Consider the following 16,058-nt stretch of genomic DNA (forward strand, 5'->3'; position numbering starts at 1 on the left):
CCGACCGGCCGGTCCGGCCTGGCATGCTCGGACCGTGGAGCTCCCCCTCGCCTGGTCCCTGGTCCTCGTCCTGACGGGCGTGTGGAACCTCGTCATCTGGCCGCGCTTCTGGCAGCGCATCGCGAAGGACCCGAGGTCCCGTGACGCCGACGGCCGCGCGACGCGGTTCCTCACCGTGCATGCCGTGCTCATCGGCGTGTCGCTCGCGCTCGGCGTGGCCGTCGGCGTCCTCGGGGTCGTCACGCTCGTCTGAGCGTCGAGCCGTCGCCCGACCGTCCGTGCCGCGTCGCCCGCGCGGTCAGCGACGGCGGAGCCCGGCGAGCCGCTCCGGGTTGCGGAACACGAGCACGCGCGCCACGCGGTCGTCGTCGAGCTCGACCGTCCCGGCCATGACGGGCACGCCGCCGGACGTCCACACGATCCCGACCGCGCCGTTGATCTCCGCCGGCTCTGACGCCAGCTCACGCACCTCCGGCTTCGCCGCGAGCCCGAGGAGCAGGCGCGCGACCTTCTCGACGCCGCTGACGGGACGCAGCGCCGCGCGAACCCGGCCGCCGCCGTCCATCACGACGGCGACGTCCGGCGCGAGCGCCGCGACCACGGCGTCCAGGTCGCCGGTCGCGCAGGACTCCATGAACCGCCGCACGACCTCGTGCTGCTGGTCGCCCGAGGCCGTGAAGCGGGGACGTCGCGAACGCACGTGCTCGCGCGCGCGGTGAGCCGTCTGACGCACGGCCTCGGGCGTCCGGTCGAGCACGCGCGCGACCTCCTCGTGGTCCAGCGCGAACACCTCGCGCAGCACGAAGACCGCGCGCTCGAGCGGGCTCAGCGTCTCCAGCACGACGAGCATCGCCATCGAGACGTCGTCGGAACGCTCGACCTGGAACGCGGCGTCGGGCGTCGTGAGCAGCGGGTCGGGGAGCCACGGCCCGACGTACGTCTCGCGCTGCGTCCGCAGCGTCCGCAGCCGGTTGAGCGCGAGACGCGTGGTGATGCGCACGAGGTAGGCGCGCGCGTCCACCACGTCGTCGCGGTCGTCCGCGGACCAGCGCAGCCACGTCTCCTGGACCACGTCCTCGGCGTCCGCAGCGGCGCCGAGCATCTCGTACGCGACCGTGAAGAGCAGCCGGCGGTGGCGGGCGAACGGCGCGACGAGCGCGTCGCTCCCGTCCTGCCCGGGCCACCCGCCGTCGTCGCTCACTCCCCCAGCCTGCCGGAGCCACCGGCCGCGTGACCACCGGCGGCGCCCAGGGCCCCCGCGGGCGGCACCGCGCACCGGTCGCCGAACCCCTGGCTCGTCAGACCGAGCGCCGCGTTGACGCGGCTGCGCAGGTTCTCCACCGCGACAAGTGCCGTGAGCTCGACGAACGCCGCGTCGCCGAGGTCGGCCCGCAGGTCCGCCGCGAGCTCGTCGGAGACCGTCGGCGGCGTCGCCGTCATCGCCTGGGCGTACTCCAGGACCCGGCGCTGCGTCGCGGTGTAGACGTCGCTGTCGCGCCACGCCGGGACGTCGTGGAGCAGCCGAGGGTCGACGTCGCCGTGCTCGGACTCCCAGTACCCGAAGTCGACGCACCACGAGCAGCCGATGTCCACGGCCGCCGCCATGACGGCGAGTGCGGCGTGCGTGGGGTCGAGCGCGCGCCATCGCGCCACGCCGGCCTCGAGCACGCAGTAGGTCGTCGCGACACGGGCGTTGTGCCCGACGGCGGCCAACGGGTCGAGCACCGCGCCGTACCGACGGCGCGACAGCGCGGCGAGCGTGCGGTTGAGCAGCGTGCGGGGCGGGTCCAGCGAGATGCGGGCCATGGGGTGCTCCTTCCGGTCCGGCACGTGGTCGCGCCGGTGCCATGAGGACACGCCGGCACCCGCCGTCGTGACACGATCCGGCCGCTCGCCGTCGTGGCGTGCGTCACACCAGCTCTCCGCCGGCACGCACGGCGGTCAGGATCGAGGTCACGGACGGTGCGACCGCTTCTCGTTGCCGCGCCGGTAGTTCCCCGTCGCGCGCGCGAGGAGGAGCTGCACCTCGCGCTCGTCCCCCCGGGCCTCGGCGCGACCGAGCGCGGCGGCCAACCTGTCCGCCGAGGCGCCCGCGACCGTGACGACGACGCGGCCACCTCGGGCGACCCGCACGCGACCGTCCTGGGTGACCTGGTGGTCGAACGGGTCGGGGGACGGGTCGTCGGGCATGCGGGAGACGCTAGGCCCGCGGACGCCGCGAGCGCACGTCCATTTCCGTGGTCACGCCCTCGCCCGGTCGCCGCTGCGGCGCCGCTCGCCGCGGCCCGTGAGGTCGGCGAGCGCGGAGTACCGCGGCACCCAGCGCACGAGCGCCGCCGTCGAGGCGCCGCCGAGAGCCGCGGCGGCCCAGATCCCCGCGGCGAGCGACCCGAGCGCCGCGCCCGCGGCCAGCACGAGCGGCCCGATCGCGTCGCCCGTGTCCTGGAACAGTCGCCACACGCTGAGGAAGGTCGGGCGCACGTCGGCCGGGGCGACGTCGGCCCCGAGCGTCATGACGATCCCCGAGCCCATGCCGTTCCCGATGCCGAGGAGCGCCGCGACGACCGCGAGCGCCACGGGAGTGTGCGTGACCGGGACGAGCGCGAGGGCGAGGGCCATCGTGAGCATGGACGGGACCGCGACCCACAGCCTGCCGAACCGGTCCATCACCTTGCCCGCAGGGTAGAACAGCAGCATGTCGAGGGCGCCGGAGATCCCGAAGATCACCGACGTCACCTCGGCGTCGAGGCCGAGGTGCTCGCCCCAGAGCGGGATCACGGTCTGCCGGGCGCCGCGCACCGCGGCGACGAGGAGGATCGCGACCCCGAGCGTGGCGAACAGGCGCCGGTGGTCGCGCGCGACCTGCGCGATGCTCACGCGCGGGCGCACGGCGCGCCCTCTCCGGCCCTGCGCGTCGTCGCCGTCGCGCTCCGGAGGCACGACGGCGACGACGACCACCGCCACGAGCGCCGAGACCGCGCCGAGCCAGAAGGCGCCGCGCACGGACGTCGCGGCGATGACCGCTGCGCCCGCGAACGGGCCGATGAACAGCCCGATGCGGTGCACGCCGGCGAGCGTGGACAGGACCCGCGCCCGTCGCAGCGGCGGAGTGATCTCCGTGAGGTACGACTGCCGCGCGAGGTTGAACACGGCCGACGACGCCCCCAGGGCGAGAACTCCCGCCGCGAGGCCCCACAGCGCGCTCGTCAGCGCGACCGTCGAGAACGCGACGACGGCGACGGCACCCGCGAGCAGCATCGCCGCACGGTCGCCGAGCCGCGTCGCGAGCGACCCCGCGGGCAGGTCGAAGAGGATCTTGCCGAGCGGCAGGAGCGCCGTCACGAGCCCGGCGACCGTGAGGCTCGCGCCTCGCCCGGTCGCCGTGACGGCGACGACCGGCAGCATGGCGCCGACGCCGATCTCCAGGACGAGGGTCGGGACGAACGCACCGAGCACGACGCTGCGGAAGGGGAACAACGGCCCGCCGGTGCTCGCGGGGCTCGCGACGGGACGGGTCACGCGGGGTCGCCCGTCGGCTCTGCGATCCGTGCATCGGCCTCCGCACCCCGGCAGGCGGGCGCGTCCGCGAGCAGCTCCAGGAGCTGCGGCGCGGCCGACGCTCCCGTCCCCCGGTGCCCGGTCACGACCGACACGACCCAGCCGGGCGTGCCCGTCTCGGGGAGCGGGACCGTCGTGAGGCGCGCCGCCTGCGGCTTCGCGGCGACGTGCCGCGGCACCATGGCGACACCGAGCCCGCGCTCGACGAGGTCGAGCAGCGTGTGCACGTCATTCACCGTGAACCGGACCCGGCGGTGCGCGCCGTGCTCCGCGCAGACCGCGTCGTTCACCGGACGCGCCGCCCACGACGGGTCCAGGTCGACGAAGTCCTCGCCCACGAGGTCGGCCCAGTCGACCCGGCCCAGGCTCGCGAGGGGGTGCTCGGGCGGGCACACGAGCACGACGGGCTCTCGGCCGAGCTCCGTCTGGGAGAGAGAACCGAGGTGCTCGGTCGTGGCGACGAACGCGACGTCGAGACCACCCTCGCGCACGCGTGCGACCAGCTCGTGCGAACCGGCCTGGACGAAGTGGATCTCGACGAGAGGGAATCGCCGGTGGAAGCGCTCGAGCAGCGCGGCCACGTCGACGATCCCGAGGCACTGCTCCGACCCGACGTGCAGCGACCCCGAGAGCGCGTGCGTCGACCGGACGACCGCGTCGCGAGCGGCGGCCGCCTGCGCGAGCATGGAGCGGGCGTGCGGCAGCAGGGCGAGACCGGCCTCGGTCGGCTCGACGCGGCGGGTCGTGCGCGTGAACAGGCTGGACCCGAGCTCGTCCTCGAGGCTGCGGATCGCGGCGGACAGGCCCGACTGGGACACGCCGGTGAGCGCCGCGGCCCGGGTGAACTGGCGCTCGTCCGCGAGCGCCACGAGGTACTCCATCTGCCGTAGATCCATTGACCACTCATTCTTCTGGAATTGACGATCGACAGTTGTTGGACTTCTAGGTTATCGGTTCCTAGGCTCGACGAGCACGTCCCGGGAGCTCCCTCCCGCACGGGCGATCACCCTTCCTACCCCCCGACCCCGAGGAAGTTCTCCATGCAGCAGCGCACTCTCGGATCCTGGACCGTCTCCGCGGTCGGCCTCGGCGGCATGCCGATGTCGATCGAGGGCCGCCCCGACGAGGACCGGTCCGTCGCGACGATCCATGCCGCCCTCGAAGCGGGCGTCACCCTGATCGACACCGCCGACGCCTACCACCTGCACGCCGACGAGGTCGGCCACAACGAGGAGCTGATCGCTCGCGCCCTCCGGTCGTACGGCGGCGACACGTCGGCCGTGCTCGTCGCGACGAAGGGCGGTCACCTGCGCCCCGGCGACGGCACATGGACGAAGAACGGCGATCCCACCTACCTCAAGCACGCGGCGAAGGAGTCGGCCCGCCGGCTCGGCGTGGACGCGATCGGGCTCTACCAGTTCCACCGCCCGGACCCGGCCGTGCCCTACGCGGACTCGGTCGGCGCGCTCGCGGAGCTCCTCGACGAGGGCGTCATCGAGATGGCCGGTATCTCGAACGCCGACGTCGCGCAGATCGACCTCGCGAACGAGGTGCTCGGCGGCCGGCTGGTGTCCGTGCAGAACCAGTTCTCGCCGCGGTTCCGGTCCAGCCAGGGCGAGCTCGAGCACTGCGCGGCGCTCGGGGTCGCGTTCCTGCCCTGGAGCCCGCTGGGCGGGATCGCGAACGCAGGCGAGCTCGGAAGCACGCACGCCGCGTTCCAGGAGGTCGCCGACGCCCACGACGTGAGCGTCTACCAGGTCACGCTCGCGTGGGAGCTCGCGCTCGCACCCGTCGTGATCCCCATCCCGGGGGCCTCGCGCCCCGAGAGCATCCGCGACTCCGCCAGAGCCGCCGACCTCGTCCTGACCGACGACGAGGTCGCCCGGCTCTCGGCGGCCTGACCGGCGACGGACGGAGCACCACCGTGAAGACCTTCACCCTCCCCGGGACGGACCTCGTGGTCCCGAACGTCGTGCTCGGGCTCATGCGCATCCAGGACAAGACGGACGACGAGGTCCGCGCGCTCGTGCACTCTGCGCGAGACGCAGGGATCACGTTCCTCGACCACGCCGACATCTACGGCGACGACCTGCACGGCTGCGAGCGCCGCTTCGCGGAGGCGACGCGCCTGTCCCCCGCCGAGCGCGCGGAGTGGGTCATCCAGTCCAAGGCCGGGATCGTGCCCGACGGACCGTACTTCGACTTCTCGTACGACCACCTCGTCGGGTCGGTGCACGGGTCGCTCGACGCGCTGGGCACGGACTACCTCGACATCCTCCTGCTGCACCGCCCGGACCCCCTCGTGGAGCCCGAGGAGGTCGCGCGCGCGTTCTCCGACCTCCACGCCGCCGGCAAGGTCCGCGCGTTCGGCGTCTCCAACCACACGCCCGGCCAGATCGAGCTCCTGCGCCGGTACGTCGAGCAGCCGATCGTCGCCAACCAGATGCAGCTCTCGATCCCGCACGCGCCGCTCGTCGCGCAGGGCGTCGCGTCCAACATGGCGGCGCTCGACCAGTCGGTCAGCCGCGACCTCGGGACGCTCGACTACTGCCGCCTGCACGACATCACCGTCCAGGCGTGGTCACCGCTGCAGGGCGGCGCGGGCCACGGCGTCTTCCTCGGGTCGCCCGAGCACCCCGAGCTCAACACGGTGATCGACCGGCTCGCCGCGCAGTACGACGTGCCGCCGATCGCCATCGCCACGGCGTGGATCACGCGGCACCCCGCACAGATGCAGGTCGTGCTCGGCACGACGAGCCCCGACCGCGTCGCCGGCGCGGCGCAGGGCTCCGACGTCCCGCTGACGCGCGCCGAGTGGTCCGAGCTCTTCCGCGCCGCGGGACACCACGTGCCCTGACGGGCGCGCGGGTGACCGGACGGAGGCGAGGAACGGGGGGTCGGGGCTATCGGTCAGGATTCGAGAAGCGGTGCGGGCGCACGCGTTCCTAGCATCGAGGCATCGACACGACCGACCGACCGACCGAGAAGGAGCGTCCGATGACGGGCACGCAGAAGGCTGCGACGACGACGAGCGCCGACGGGTTCACCGCCGAGGAGCGAGCGGCGATGAAGGAGCGCGCCAAGGAGCTCAGGGCGACGACCGACGGCGAGGCGGCGGTCCACGAGAAGCTCGCCGAGATGTCCGCCGCGGACCGGGCCCTCGCCGAGGCCGTCCACTCGATCGTGCGGGCCGAGGCGCCCCACCTGGTGCCGCGCACCTGGTACGGCCAGCCGGCGTACGCCCTGCCGGGCAAGGGCAGCAAGCCCGGCCCGATCGTGTGCTTCTTCCAGCCCGCGGAGAAGTTCGGCTCCCGCTACGCGACGCTCGGCTTCAACGACGACGCACGGCTCGACGACGGCACGATGTGGCCGACGTCGTTCGCGCTCACGGAGATGAACGCCGCGAACGAGCAGGAGATCGCCCGGCTCGTGCGGACCGCGGCGGGCTGAGGAGCGCGAGCAGGTCGGGCCGAGGCAGCACGTGCATGCTGTCCCGGCCCGACCTCCGGCCTCTGCGATCGCCGTCTCCCTCAGCGTCGTCGGGGAAAGCTCGGGGCCGCGCTCAGACGCACGGTCCGACGGCCGACCACGATCCCCAGACGCTCGCTCCGGGCTCCTGCCCGCGGGTCCACCACTGCGCCCGGTGGTTGACCCCGTCGTGCGCCACGACGTCGCCACCGAGGTACACCGTGGACGCGTCCCACGGCTCGGCACACTCGGCCACGGCGGGTGCCCCGGCGGCCGGGCCGACCTCCGCCCACGCGCCGAACCAGGACGTCGCGCCCGGCTCCTGGTCGCGGGTCCACCACCGCGCCTCGTAGACGACGCCGTCGTGCTGCACCAGGTCGCCGCGCTGGTACACGGTGCTCGCGTACCAGGGGTTCGGCCCGGGCTCGGGGGCGGAGACCTCGGGCAGCACGTCGATGACGGTCGGCTCCTCGACGGGCGCGAACCGCGCGCCCGCGTCCGACGGCGCGGCGTCCGTCAGCTCCAGCAGCCCCGACATGTCGACCGAGCCGTCGGGGGCGAGCTCGGGCCGTACGCCGTCGACGTCCAGCGAGACGAACCACGAATCGGCCACCGCCGACTCCCCACCCAGGTTCCAGTGGTTCGACGGGTCGGTGAGCAGCGACGTGTCGGCCTGCTCGAGGGCCAGCACGTCCACGGCCGGGTTCTGCCACGAGACGACGCCGCGGGCCTCGTAGGCGGTCGACGGCGCGTTGGTCTCCAGGCGGACGCCGCGGTCGTTGGCGACCGAGGTGACGTCGTCGAGCCGGACGTCCGGGCCGGAGTTCGACGTCACGCCGGTGGCGAGGTTGCCGTAGCTGATCGAGTTGCGCAGCAGGTGGTCGCCCGGGATCGACTCGCCGCCGAGCTTGAACCCGTTGCCCTCACCGGTCCGCGAGGGGTCCGCCTCGAGCCAGCCGTTGTCGTACGCGACGGAGTCCTCCACGACGACGGTCCCGATGGGTCCGGTGGTCGACTTCGCGTACAGGTCCCAGCCGTCGTCGATGTTGTGGTGGGCGATGCTGTGCCGGAACACGTTGCCCTCGCCGACGGTGAGCTTCGCGGCGAAGCCGTCCGCGTCGTTGCCCCCGGCGTCGGCGTTGTTGTGCGCGACCGACGAGACCACGAGGTTGTGCGACGGCCACATCGACGGCGGCTCGGCGCTGCGGCCCGAGATCTGGATGCCCGTGTCGGCGTTGTGGTGCGACTCCACGCGCTCCACGACGTTGTGGTGGCCCTCGATCAGCATCGGCTTCGCCTTGTCGCGCGAGCCGGTGATCTCGAGGTCGTAGACGTGCCACCAGTCGCCGCGCAGGACGAGGCCGCCGTCAGGCGACTGCGACAGGTCCAGCGTCGCCCTGGTGCCGGGCTCGGACAGGAGCGTGATCGGCGCGTCAGGGGTGCCGTCACGGCCGCGCTCGGCGACGACCTTGCGCGTCGGGATGTAGACGCCGTCGGTCAGGACGATCTGCTGGCCGGCCTGCGCGAACCCGACCGCGGTGTGGAGGTCGAGCGGGTCGGCCCGGGTGCCGGCGCCGTCGGCCGAGCCGTCCGGCGCGACCCAGATCGACTGCCCCGGCTCGCCGAACCGCTCGACCGTGACGGTCAGGGGCACGTCGACCGGGTCGGTGGACTCGATCTGCTCGCGCTCCCCGAGGTGGGGCTGCTCGGCGTCGGGCAGCAACCGGGCGGTGAGCTCGTTCACCCCGTCCTCGAGGGAGACGGTGGCCAGCGCACGCTCGCCCGGTGCGAGGGCGATGTCGTCGACGACGACGTCGCCCGCCGCGTCGAGGACCTGACCGGTGCCGTACATGTTCGCCACGAGCGGGACGTCGAGGCTCCGCTCCGGCGTCGTCGAGGTGACGTCGACGCCGAGCGTGGCCGGCACGTACTCCGTCGGCGGCTCCTGGGCGGGCTCGTCGTCGTCGGGGTGGATCGTGGTGAGCTCCCAGTCGGTGACCGTCACCTGGATCTTGCGGGCGACCGCCATCCCGACGTAGAAGCGCTCCGAGTCCTGCTGCAGCAGCATCTCGGGGTCGTACTGGATGACCTCCAGGACCTCTCCGTCGCGCTCCCAGATCGCGTGGAACCCGGTGTTCGACCTGCGCAGCGAGAGCTCGAAGACGTCTCCCGTGACGAACTTCGGACCGGTCGCGTCCGCCCGCCAGCCCTCGTCGAAGACCACGGCATCGGAGGTGTCCCGCGTCCCCGCGGAGCTGTCGTCCGGGGCGCCGGTGTAGCCGTGCACGAACCTTGCTCCGGGCGTGCCGTCCCGCACCGTCGCGGTTCCCTCCCCGTAGCGCGTGATCAGCGCACCGGCGGAGTTGAAGTAGCGGGCCGCCGACTCCCCGGGCACGAGCGTGTCGACCGCGAGCACGCCGAAACCGGACTGGTTGTCCTTCGTGGCGGCGTCGTCCACGTGGAAGGTGGCGCTGAGCGTGAAGTTCTCCGTCGCCGGGTCGACCTCGGTGTAGTAGTACTGGAACCCGTCCTCGGACGAGGCGAGCTTGGTCGAGCTGGCCCGCGCGTCGAAGGTGATGGTGCCGTCCGCGTTCTCGACCACCTGGCCGCCCGAACCGGCGTTGGAGCCGATGTCGGCGAACTTCCAGCGCTCGACGGCAGTGGCGACGGCGACCTCGAACGGCGCGCCCGCGGCGGACTCGGCGCCGCGGTGCGCGACGGCGCGGAGCTGGTAGGTCGCACCGGTGGCGAGCCCGGTCACGTCCGCCGTGGTGCCGACGACCCGGTCGACCGCGGTGACCCACGTGGCGCCGTCGTCGCTGACCTGGACGGAGTAGCTCTCGGCCTCGGGGCTCGGGGACCACTCGGTGGACACGGTGCCCCGGCCGCCGGAGACCGCGGTGGTCAGCGCGGAGGCGATCTCCGGACCGACGAGCGGGAGGGAGAATCCGGCGTGCGCGACCCGCGCCGAGGTCAGCGGCGCGTCCTCGCCGTAGCGCGTGATCGAGACCTCGACCTCGTAGTCGCCGGATGCGGGCGGTGTCAGCGCGATGCTGCCGGCAGCCCCGTCGGTGACGGTCATGGCCCGGTCGACGACGGCGCCCGTCGCGTCGTGGAGGGCGGCATGGGCGACGTCGCCGCCGTCGGTGCCGAGCAGGCCGGTGTAGCCCACGAGCAGCGTGCGCGGGTCCGCCGGGTCGACGGTGACGGAGTCGACGGTCGGGGCCGCCACCTCGGCCCATGGCGCACGATCACCGAGGTCCACGGGACCGAGCTGCGCCGAGAAGACGTTCACCCCGGAGCTCGGGGACGCGAGGTAGTAGTCGCCGGGCACGGCGATGTCGATCGTCGCGGTCGCGACGGGCACCGTCTCGTCGTCGGCGAGCGCGGGCACGCGGGCGACCTCTCCGGTCGCGCCGTAGAGGGCGAGCGCGCGGTCGCTGCTGCCGCTGCTGCGGGCGTTGACCACGACCTGGGTCGGTGCGTCCTCGGCGCCGACGGTGAAGTGCAGGGAGCGAGCGTCGGCACCGCCGGACCCGTTGAGCTTGATGCGCTGGGAGTAGACGTCCCCGCGGTCGGAGACACGGTCCGTGGCGTCGACGGTGACCTTCTTGGCGTCGGTCGCGTGGATCGTGAAGTCGGTCCCGGTGTCGACCACGGTGGCGTAGTCGCCCGGCGCGAGGTCGCTCGCGTCGAGCGCCGTGCCCGGGCCGACGGCGACGGCCGTCAGCGCGGACGTGGCGGTGAGTGCCGCTGCGACCGCTGCCGCCAGCGACGTGCGGATGGTCCGCCCGAACGGTGTCATGGATCTCCTCGTCGAGATGCGCGTGCGCTGCGATGAACACGCGAGAAACCGGTTTCCCGCACGGTAACCGCATTCCGCAGGGCCCGTCAAGAGGTGGGCGCGGGTCATCGACCACGACGAGCGAGCCGCCGGCGATTGGACGGCTTCCATAACGTTTTGGTTACACTGGCGCGGTCCCCTCCACCGACCCCCCGGAGCGCACCGTGTCACGAGGCCGCCACCACGCAGCGCCCGCTGCCCCGAAGCGCTCCTTCCGGCTCCCGGCGCTCGCCCTGGTCACGCTCCTCGGAACGGGAGTTCTCGGCTCCGGACCCCAGCCGGCGGACGCCGACGACACCGCGGTCGCACCCGTCGCCGGGGTCGCCGAAGGACGCGACCAGCCGGCCGCCAGCCGCTCCGGCGAACGCGCCGCCGGGAGTCGGCCCGCCAGGCGGCGCCGACGCCCGCCCCCACGCCGACGCCCGCCCCCACGCCCGAGGTCGTCCCCGCTCCGACGGCCGAGCCCGCTCCGGAGCCCGCGCCCACGCCCGCGCCGCTGCCCGCCGTCACCGGTCAGCTCTGGACCACGGACTCCGTCAACGTCAGGACCGGGCCGTCGGCCGATGCCGAGCGCGTCACGACGGTTCCGCTCGCGACCGTGGTCGACGTCACCGGCACCGCCCAGGACGGGTGGAACCAGGTGGTCTGGGAGGGTGCCGTCGCGTGGGTCAGCTCCAGCTTCCTCTCCGAGACCGAGCCGACAGCTGCGGCGCCGGCGAGCGCTGCGGGGACCTCCGGCGCCGCCTGCTCCGTCAGCCCCGGGATCGAGTCGGGTCTGCAGAGCAACGCGACCGCGGTCTACCGGTCGGTGTGCGCAGCCTTCCCGCAGGTCACCGCGTACGGCGGGCCGCGCCCGGGTGACAGCGGCGACCACGGCACCGGGCGCGCGGTCGACATCATGATCAGCGGCGATCTCGGCTGGGACATCGCCCGCTACGTGCAGGCCAACGCCGGCTCCCTCGGGGTCACCTACGTCATCTACCAGCAGCAGATGTGGATGGCGGGCGACCCTGCGGGCGCCTGGAGGGCGATGGAGGACCGCGGCGGCGTGACCGCGAACCACTACGACCACGTGCACGTCAGCACGTCGTAGCTACCGGGCGGCAACCGCACGCTGCTAGCCTGCCTGGACGCCGGGGCGGCTCATCGTGCGCGGGCGATCCGCCGCGACTCTCGCAGCATCCGCACGACCTGCGTCGGCCGATAGCGCAGGAAGACCCTCTGCGGCCGGGTGGCGCGGACGAGCGCGTCGGTGCCGCCGTCGCAGTAGACGACCTGCCCCGTCATGAACCGGTTCGTCGGTGAGACCGCGTACGCGAGGAGGTCCGCGACGGGCGCCACGGGACCCGGCATCCCGAGCGGCTGGGGCAGCGCCGTCTGCAGCAGCGCGCGCTCTCGCTCCCAGCTCTGCATCACGGTCCCCGTGGCGACGACCCCGGGTGCCACGGCGTTGAGCACGATCGCCTCTCCGGCCCAGTCCGCGGAGACGGCAGCAGAGCGCACCCAGTGGTTGAGGGCGATCTTGCTCGAACGGTACAGCTGGCTCCCGCGGCCCGTCCGAACCAGGCGACGCGCCGTCGCGAGCGCCGCGTCCTCGTCGCCGCTCAGGCAGGCACGGACGAGCGCCCGGCTGCCTCGGTGGAGGGTGGAGGACGACGACACGACGGCCACGGCGGGCACCTCCGACGCCGCCAACAGATCGCGGAGCCCCGTGACGACGGCGACCACGCCGAAGTAGTTGAGCGCGACGGTCTCCGATCGGGGTGCTCCCGTGCCGGCCGCAGCGACGACCCCGTCCACGCGACCGCCGCTCAGCGAACGGACCGCCGAGACGAGATGTGCCCGGCCCTCGGGGGTGGTCAGGTCGGCGCGGACGTCCGCACGGGCGCCGACACCGCACCGCAGGACCCTGTGGTCGGTCGACAGGCGGTCCGCCACCGCCTCGCCCAGCCCCGAGTCCGCACCCGTCACGACGTACGTCCTGGAGCTGGAGACCATGCGGGCCACCTTGCCACATAGTGCAGATCTGCAAAAGAGTGGGCCGTCGCGGTAGGGTCGCGGCATGACGCAGCGCGCCGCCGACGGGAACGACGCGCGCCGGCAGCGCACCCGTCGGGCACTCCTCGACAGCGCCACGAGCCTCTTCGAGGTGAAGGGCTACGCAGCGACGACGGTGGTGGAGATCGCGCGGGGAGCGAAGGTCTCCGAGCGCACCTTCTACGTGCACTTCCCGTCCAAGGAGGACGTGCTCTTCGCGCACGTGCAGGACTTCACCACCCTCGCGTGGCGTGTCGCCGTCGAGACGGAGTCCCCGTACCCCGTCGAACGCGCTCGAGCGGCTCTGCTGGCCATGATCGACGCGGCATCCACCGACGAGAACGTCGCTCGACACGCCGAGGCCCGTGCCGGTCTCGCTGCGAGAGGGCAGGTCCCGCGTGCGCTCGGCGGGCATCTGGTCGAGCTCGCCCGCGGGCTCTCCAGCCGCATCGCCGGCGCCACCGGCGCGCCCCTCGTCACCGTTGCCCCGATGGTCGGGGCCGCGATCGGCGCCGTGGAGGCCGCCGGCCTGCTCGCAGCCCAGGACCCTACGCTCGCGGACAGCCGCCGCGACGTCATGGCTCGCGCCTTGACCGCCGCTCTCCACGGCTTCCAGGTGCAGGACGCGCCGCCGACCGCTGCTCGCAGTGCTGCACAGCGCCGGGTCGCGCCGGCGCGAACCGAGACGTGACCCGGACCCTCGACGTCCGCAGGAGCGGACGGAGGAATGGTCCTGACGTCGACCGGTGATGCCGCTGGTGAACCAACGACTTCTCGGTGGAGCTGAGGGGACTCGAACCCCTGACCCCCTGCATGCCATGCAGGTGCGCTACCAGCTGCGCCACAGCCCCGAGGACCCGAAGGTCCAGGTAAGACGCTCCTCCGGCCGGTTTCCCGTCCTGCGGAGCGTCGCTAGTCTACGCAGAAACCGGCTCCAAGTTCCAATCCGGCCCCGCGTTCCACTCGTCGAGCGGGAAGCCCGCACCGACGTTGTGCGCGACGAGGCGCCACGCGGGCACAGCGGCGGGCCCGGAGCGGTGCAGGTGCGACCAGTGCACGTTGTGCAGGCCGCTGATCCCCCGCCAGCCGGCGGGGTCGAGGCCGAGCAGCGCCGTCACGGCGAGCGTGATCGCGGCGCCGTGCGAGACGACCACGAGCGTGCCCTCGGGGTCGAGCGCGTCGGCGTGCTCCGTCACGGCGGCGAGCATGCGCGCCGCGACGTCGACCTTCGCCTCCGCCCCGGCGCGCGTGGGCTCCTCGCCGGCCCGCCAGGCCGCGTGCTGCTCGGGCCAGCGCTCGGCGATCTCGTCGCCCGTGAGCCCTTCCCACTCGCCGAAGCTGCGTTCGCGCAGGCGCGCGTCGAAGGTCGGCTCCACGCCGACGGCAGCGCCGTAGGCACGGGCGGTGTCGGCAGCACGTCCGAGGTCCGACGTGACGACCCGCGTGGCCCGGTGCGCGGTCGCGAGGGCCTTCGCGCCCTGCTCGGCCTGCCAGCGGCCGACGTCGTCGAGCGGGATGTCGGACTGCCCCTGCAGCCGCAGCGCGGCGTTGAACGCCGTTCGGGCGTGCCGCAGGAGGACGACGGTGCCCGCTGTCACGCGAGCGGCTCCCCCGAGAGGCGGATCGCGCCGTCGTCCTCGGAGCGGCTCCCGCCCGTGGTGTCGTCGGCCGCGTCGACCGTCCCGTCGCCCCCGCGGGCGTCCTCGGGAAGCTCCACCACGGGGCAGTCCTTCCAGAGACGCTCGAGCGCGTAGTAGACCCGGTCCTCCGCGTGCTGCACGTGCACGACGACGTCGCCGAAGTCGAGGAGCACCCAGCGGGCCTCCTGCTTCCCCTCGCGGCGGATGGGCTTCGCCCCGGCCTTGTGCATGGCCTCCTCGACGGCGTCGACGATGGCCGACACCTGTCGCTCGTTCGTCCCGGACGCGATGAGGAACACGTCCGTGAGGACGAGCTGCTCGCTCACGTCGAGCGCGATGATCTCCTCGGCCTTGCGGTCGGACGCCGCGCGCGCCGCGGTGACGGCGAGCTCGACGGCCCGTTCGGTAGCAGTCACGTGTTGTCCGTTCGTCGGTGGGGTGTGCGGGTCAGCGGACGGCGCCGAGAGCGCCGGCGGCGTCCCACGCCGGGTCCGAGGGGTCGACCGTCTCGACGACGGCCGCTGCGTCGTCGACCGCCGGGGCGGTGTCGTCGCGCGAGATGAGCTCCCACACGAGCAGCCCGAGCACGAAGGCGACCGCCACGAGGATGAGGTAGTGCAGCCAGGTGTACGACGGGCCGCGCGGCTCGTCGTCGTCATCGGCCTCGTCGTCGGCGCTCTCGGCCGACCGGGCGTTCACGCGCGGGAAGAGGTCGTCCCCGGCGGGGGCCGCCGCGGGCGTGACCGCCGCGGGCGCGCCGGAGGTGGTCCCGAACGGTGACCCGGGCTTCTCGACGGCGCGCGCCGGCTCCGGGGCGTCGCCCGACGTGATCGCCGCCCAGGGCAGCGCCGAACCCACGGGCTCGGCGGGAGGTGGCGTCGCCTGCCTCGTCGGCCGGGCGGGGGGCGCCTCGACGGGCTCCCGGGCAGCGGGCTGCACCTGCGTCTCGCCCCAGGGCGACGGGGACGGCGCAGGCTCCGGGCTGCGCGGTGCCGTCGCGGCCGCGGTCGAGCTCGCGAACGCGGACATGCGCTGCGGCTGGTTCGTCGGCGGCAGGTTCGTCGAGGGCGCGGGCGCCGACACCTGCCCGAACGGCGTCGCCGCGGGCGCACCGGGTGCCGGCGTCCGTCCGGAGGACGTCGCGAAGGGGTCGCCCGTCGGGGTCGGCGGGCGGACGGGGCCGCTCGCACCGGGCGCCGTCGGACGCGGAGCACCGGCAGGCGGCCGCGAGCTCGTCCGGGTGGGGACGGCCGGCGTCGGCGCGGGCGGGCGGATCATGACGCGCTCGGCGGTCTCCTGGACCGGGGTCAGGCGACCGGTCTCGTCGAGACCGCGCATCCCGCCGGACGCCGCGGGCGGCCGGACGACGGAGGGCTGGGACGGATGGTCCGTCGCACCCGTCGTCTCGCGCAGCGTGCGCCGCGACGGCGGAGGGGGGTACGCCGCGGCGGTCTCGGGGCGGGGCCCGGGGCCCAGGAGGAGGCCGACGACGCGGCGGGGGGCTCCGGGGG

General features: G+C 73.8%; 16 protein-coding genes and 1 tRNA gene. 6 read left to right on the forward strand and 11 right to left on the reverse strand.

Features of this window, described 5'->3' with window-relative positions:
• Nucleotides 1–34 precede the first annotated feature (34 nt).
• Nucleotides 35–253: an SCO4848 family membrane protein gene (locus tag NFS20_RS10170; protein ID WP_251151651.1), complete on the forward strand. Its 219-nt coding sequence runs from the start codon at nt 35–37 to the stop codon at nt 251–253.
• Nucleotides 254–298: 45 nt separating this feature from the next.
• On the opposite strand, the gene NFS20_RS10175 is transcribed toward NFS20_RS10170, so the two are convergent.
• The 5 genes from NFS20_RS10175 to NFS20_RS10195 form a co-directional block, all read right to left on the reverse strand.
• Entirely contained in the window at nt 299–1,201 is a 903-nt protein-coding gene (locus NFS20_RS10175; protein ID WP_251151652.1) for an RNA polymerase sigma-70 factor, read from the reverse strand.
• Nucleotides 1,198–1,806, reverse strand: a complete 609-nt coding sequence (locus tag NFS20_RS10180) for a carboxymuconolactone decarboxylase family protein (protein ID WP_251151653.1) — start codon at nt 1,804–1,806, stop codon at nt 1,198–1,200. The genes NFS20_RS10175 and NFS20_RS10180 overlap by 4 nt, the downstream gene beginning before the upstream one ends.
• 147 nt (nt 1,807–1,953) lie before the next feature.
• The gene (locus NFS20_RS10185; protein ID WP_251151654.1) at nt 1,954–2,190 is read right to left on the reverse strand and encodes a hypothetical protein; all 237 of its coding nucleotides are present in this window, start codon (nt 2,188–2,190) and stop codon (nt 1,954–1,956) included.
• A 51-nt stretch (nt 2,191–2,241) separates the two neighbouring features.
• Nucleotides 2,242–3,519 (reverse strand): MFS transporter, encoded by a 1,278-nt coding sequence (locus tag NFS20_RS10190; protein ID WP_251151655.1) that lies wholly within the window; start codon nt 3,517–3,519, stop codon nt 2,242–2,244.
• The gene (locus tag NFS20_RS10195) at nt 3,516–4,454 is read right to left on the reverse strand and encodes a LysR family transcriptional regulator (protein ID WP_251151656.1); all 939 of its coding nucleotides are present in this window, start codon (nt 4,452–4,454) and stop codon (nt 3,516–3,518) included. The genes NFS20_RS10190 and NFS20_RS10195 overlap by 4 nt, the downstream gene beginning before the upstream one ends.
• A 144-nt stretch (nt 4,455–4,598) precedes the next feature.
• Here NFS20_RS10195 and NFS20_RS10200 point away from each other — a divergent pair, with 144 nt between their 5' ends.
• The 3 genes from NFS20_RS10200 to NFS20_RS10210 all read left to right on the forward strand — a co-directional run bounded on the left by NFS20_RS10200 (nt 4,599) and on the right by NFS20_RS10210 (nt 7,008).
• Nucleotides 4,599–5,459 (forward strand): aldo/keto reductase, encoded by an 861-nt coding sequence (locus tag NFS20_RS10200; protein ID WP_251151657.1) that lies wholly within the window; start codon nt 4,599–4,601, stop codon nt 5,457–5,459.
• Between the two features lie 23 nt (nt 5,460–5,482).
• Nucleotides 5,483–6,415 (forward strand): aldo/keto reductase, encoded by a 933-nt coding sequence (locus tag NFS20_RS10205; protein WP_251151658.1) that lies wholly within the window; start codon nt 5,483–5,485, stop codon nt 6,413–6,415.
• A gap of 140 nt (nt 6,416–6,555) precedes the next feature.
• Nucleotides 6,556–7,008 carry an iron chaperone gene (locus NFS20_RS10210; RefSeq protein WP_251151659.1) on the forward strand — a complete coding sequence of 151 codons (453 nt, stop codon included), beginning with the start codon at nt 6,556–6,558 and terminating at the stop codon, nt 7,006–7,008.
• Nucleotides 7,009–7,120: 112 nt separating this feature from the next.
• On the opposite strand, the gene NFS20_RS10215 is transcribed toward NFS20_RS10210, so the two are convergent.
• Entirely contained in the window at nt 7,121–10,831 is a 3,711-nt protein-coding gene (locus NFS20_RS10215; protein WP_251151660.1) for a right-handed parallel beta-helix repeat-containing protein, read from the reverse strand.
• A 535-nt stretch (nt 10,832–11,366) separates the two neighbouring features.
• Here NFS20_RS10215 and NFS20_RS10220 point away from each other — a divergent pair.
• Nucleotides 11,367–11,963 (forward strand): SH3 domain-containing protein, encoded by a 597-nt coding sequence (locus tag NFS20_RS10220; RefSeq protein WP_251151884.1) that lies wholly within the window; start codon nt 11,367–11,369, stop codon nt 11,961–11,963.
• A 50-nt stretch (nt 11,964–12,013) separates the two neighbouring features.
• Here NFS20_RS10220 and NFS20_RS10225 read toward each other — a convergent pair whose 3' ends face one another.
• Nucleotides 12,014–12,868: an SDR family oxidoreductase gene (locus NFS20_RS10225; protein ID WP_251151661.1), complete on the reverse strand. Its 855-nt coding sequence runs from the start codon at nt 12,866–12,868 to the stop codon at nt 12,014–12,016.
• 64 nt (nt 12,869–12,932) lie between these two features.
• Here NFS20_RS10225 and NFS20_RS10230 point away from each other — a divergent pair, with 64 nt between their 5' ends.
• Complete coding sequence (locus NFS20_RS10230) at nt 12,933–13,598, forward strand: TetR/AcrR family transcriptional regulator (RefSeq protein ID WP_251151662.1); 666 nt, start codon at nt 12,933–12,935, stop codon at nt 13,596–13,598.
• An 87-nt stretch (nt 13,599–13,685) separates the two neighbouring features.
• On the opposite strand, the gene NFS20_RS10235 is transcribed toward NFS20_RS10230, so the two are convergent.
• From NFS20_RS10235 to NFS20_RS10250, 4 genes are all read right to left on the reverse strand, one after another.
• A tRNA-Ala gene (locus NFS20_RS10235) sits at nt 13,686–13,758 on the reverse strand.
• Between the two features lie 66 nt (nt 13,759–13,824).
• Nucleotides 13,825–14,505: a histidine phosphatase family protein gene (locus NFS20_RS10240; protein ID WP_251151663.1), complete on the reverse strand. Its 681-nt coding sequence runs from the start codon at nt 14,503–14,505 to the stop codon at nt 13,825–13,827.
• Nucleotides 14,502–14,963, reverse strand: coding sequence for a ribosome silencing factor (gene rsfS, locus NFS20_RS10245; RefSeq protein ID WP_251151664.1), 462 nt, complete (start codon nt 14,961–14,963; stop codon nt 14,502–14,504). The genes NFS20_RS10240 and rsfS overlap by 4 nt, the downstream gene beginning before the upstream one ends.
• A gap of 31 nt (nt 14,964–14,994) precedes the next feature.
• Nucleotides 14,995–15,885 (reverse strand): hypothetical protein, encoded by an 891-nt coding sequence (locus NFS20_RS10250; protein ID WP_251151665.1) that lies wholly within the window; start codon nt 15,883–15,885, stop codon nt 14,995–14,997.
• Nucleotides 15,886–16,058: the final 173 nt, after the last annotated feature.

Origin of the sequence: Cellulosimicrobium sp. Marseille-Q4280, from assembly GCF_943181405.1 — a bacterium.
GTDB lineage: Bacteria > Actinomycetota > Actinomycetes > Actinomycetales > Cellulomonadaceae > Cellulosimicrobium.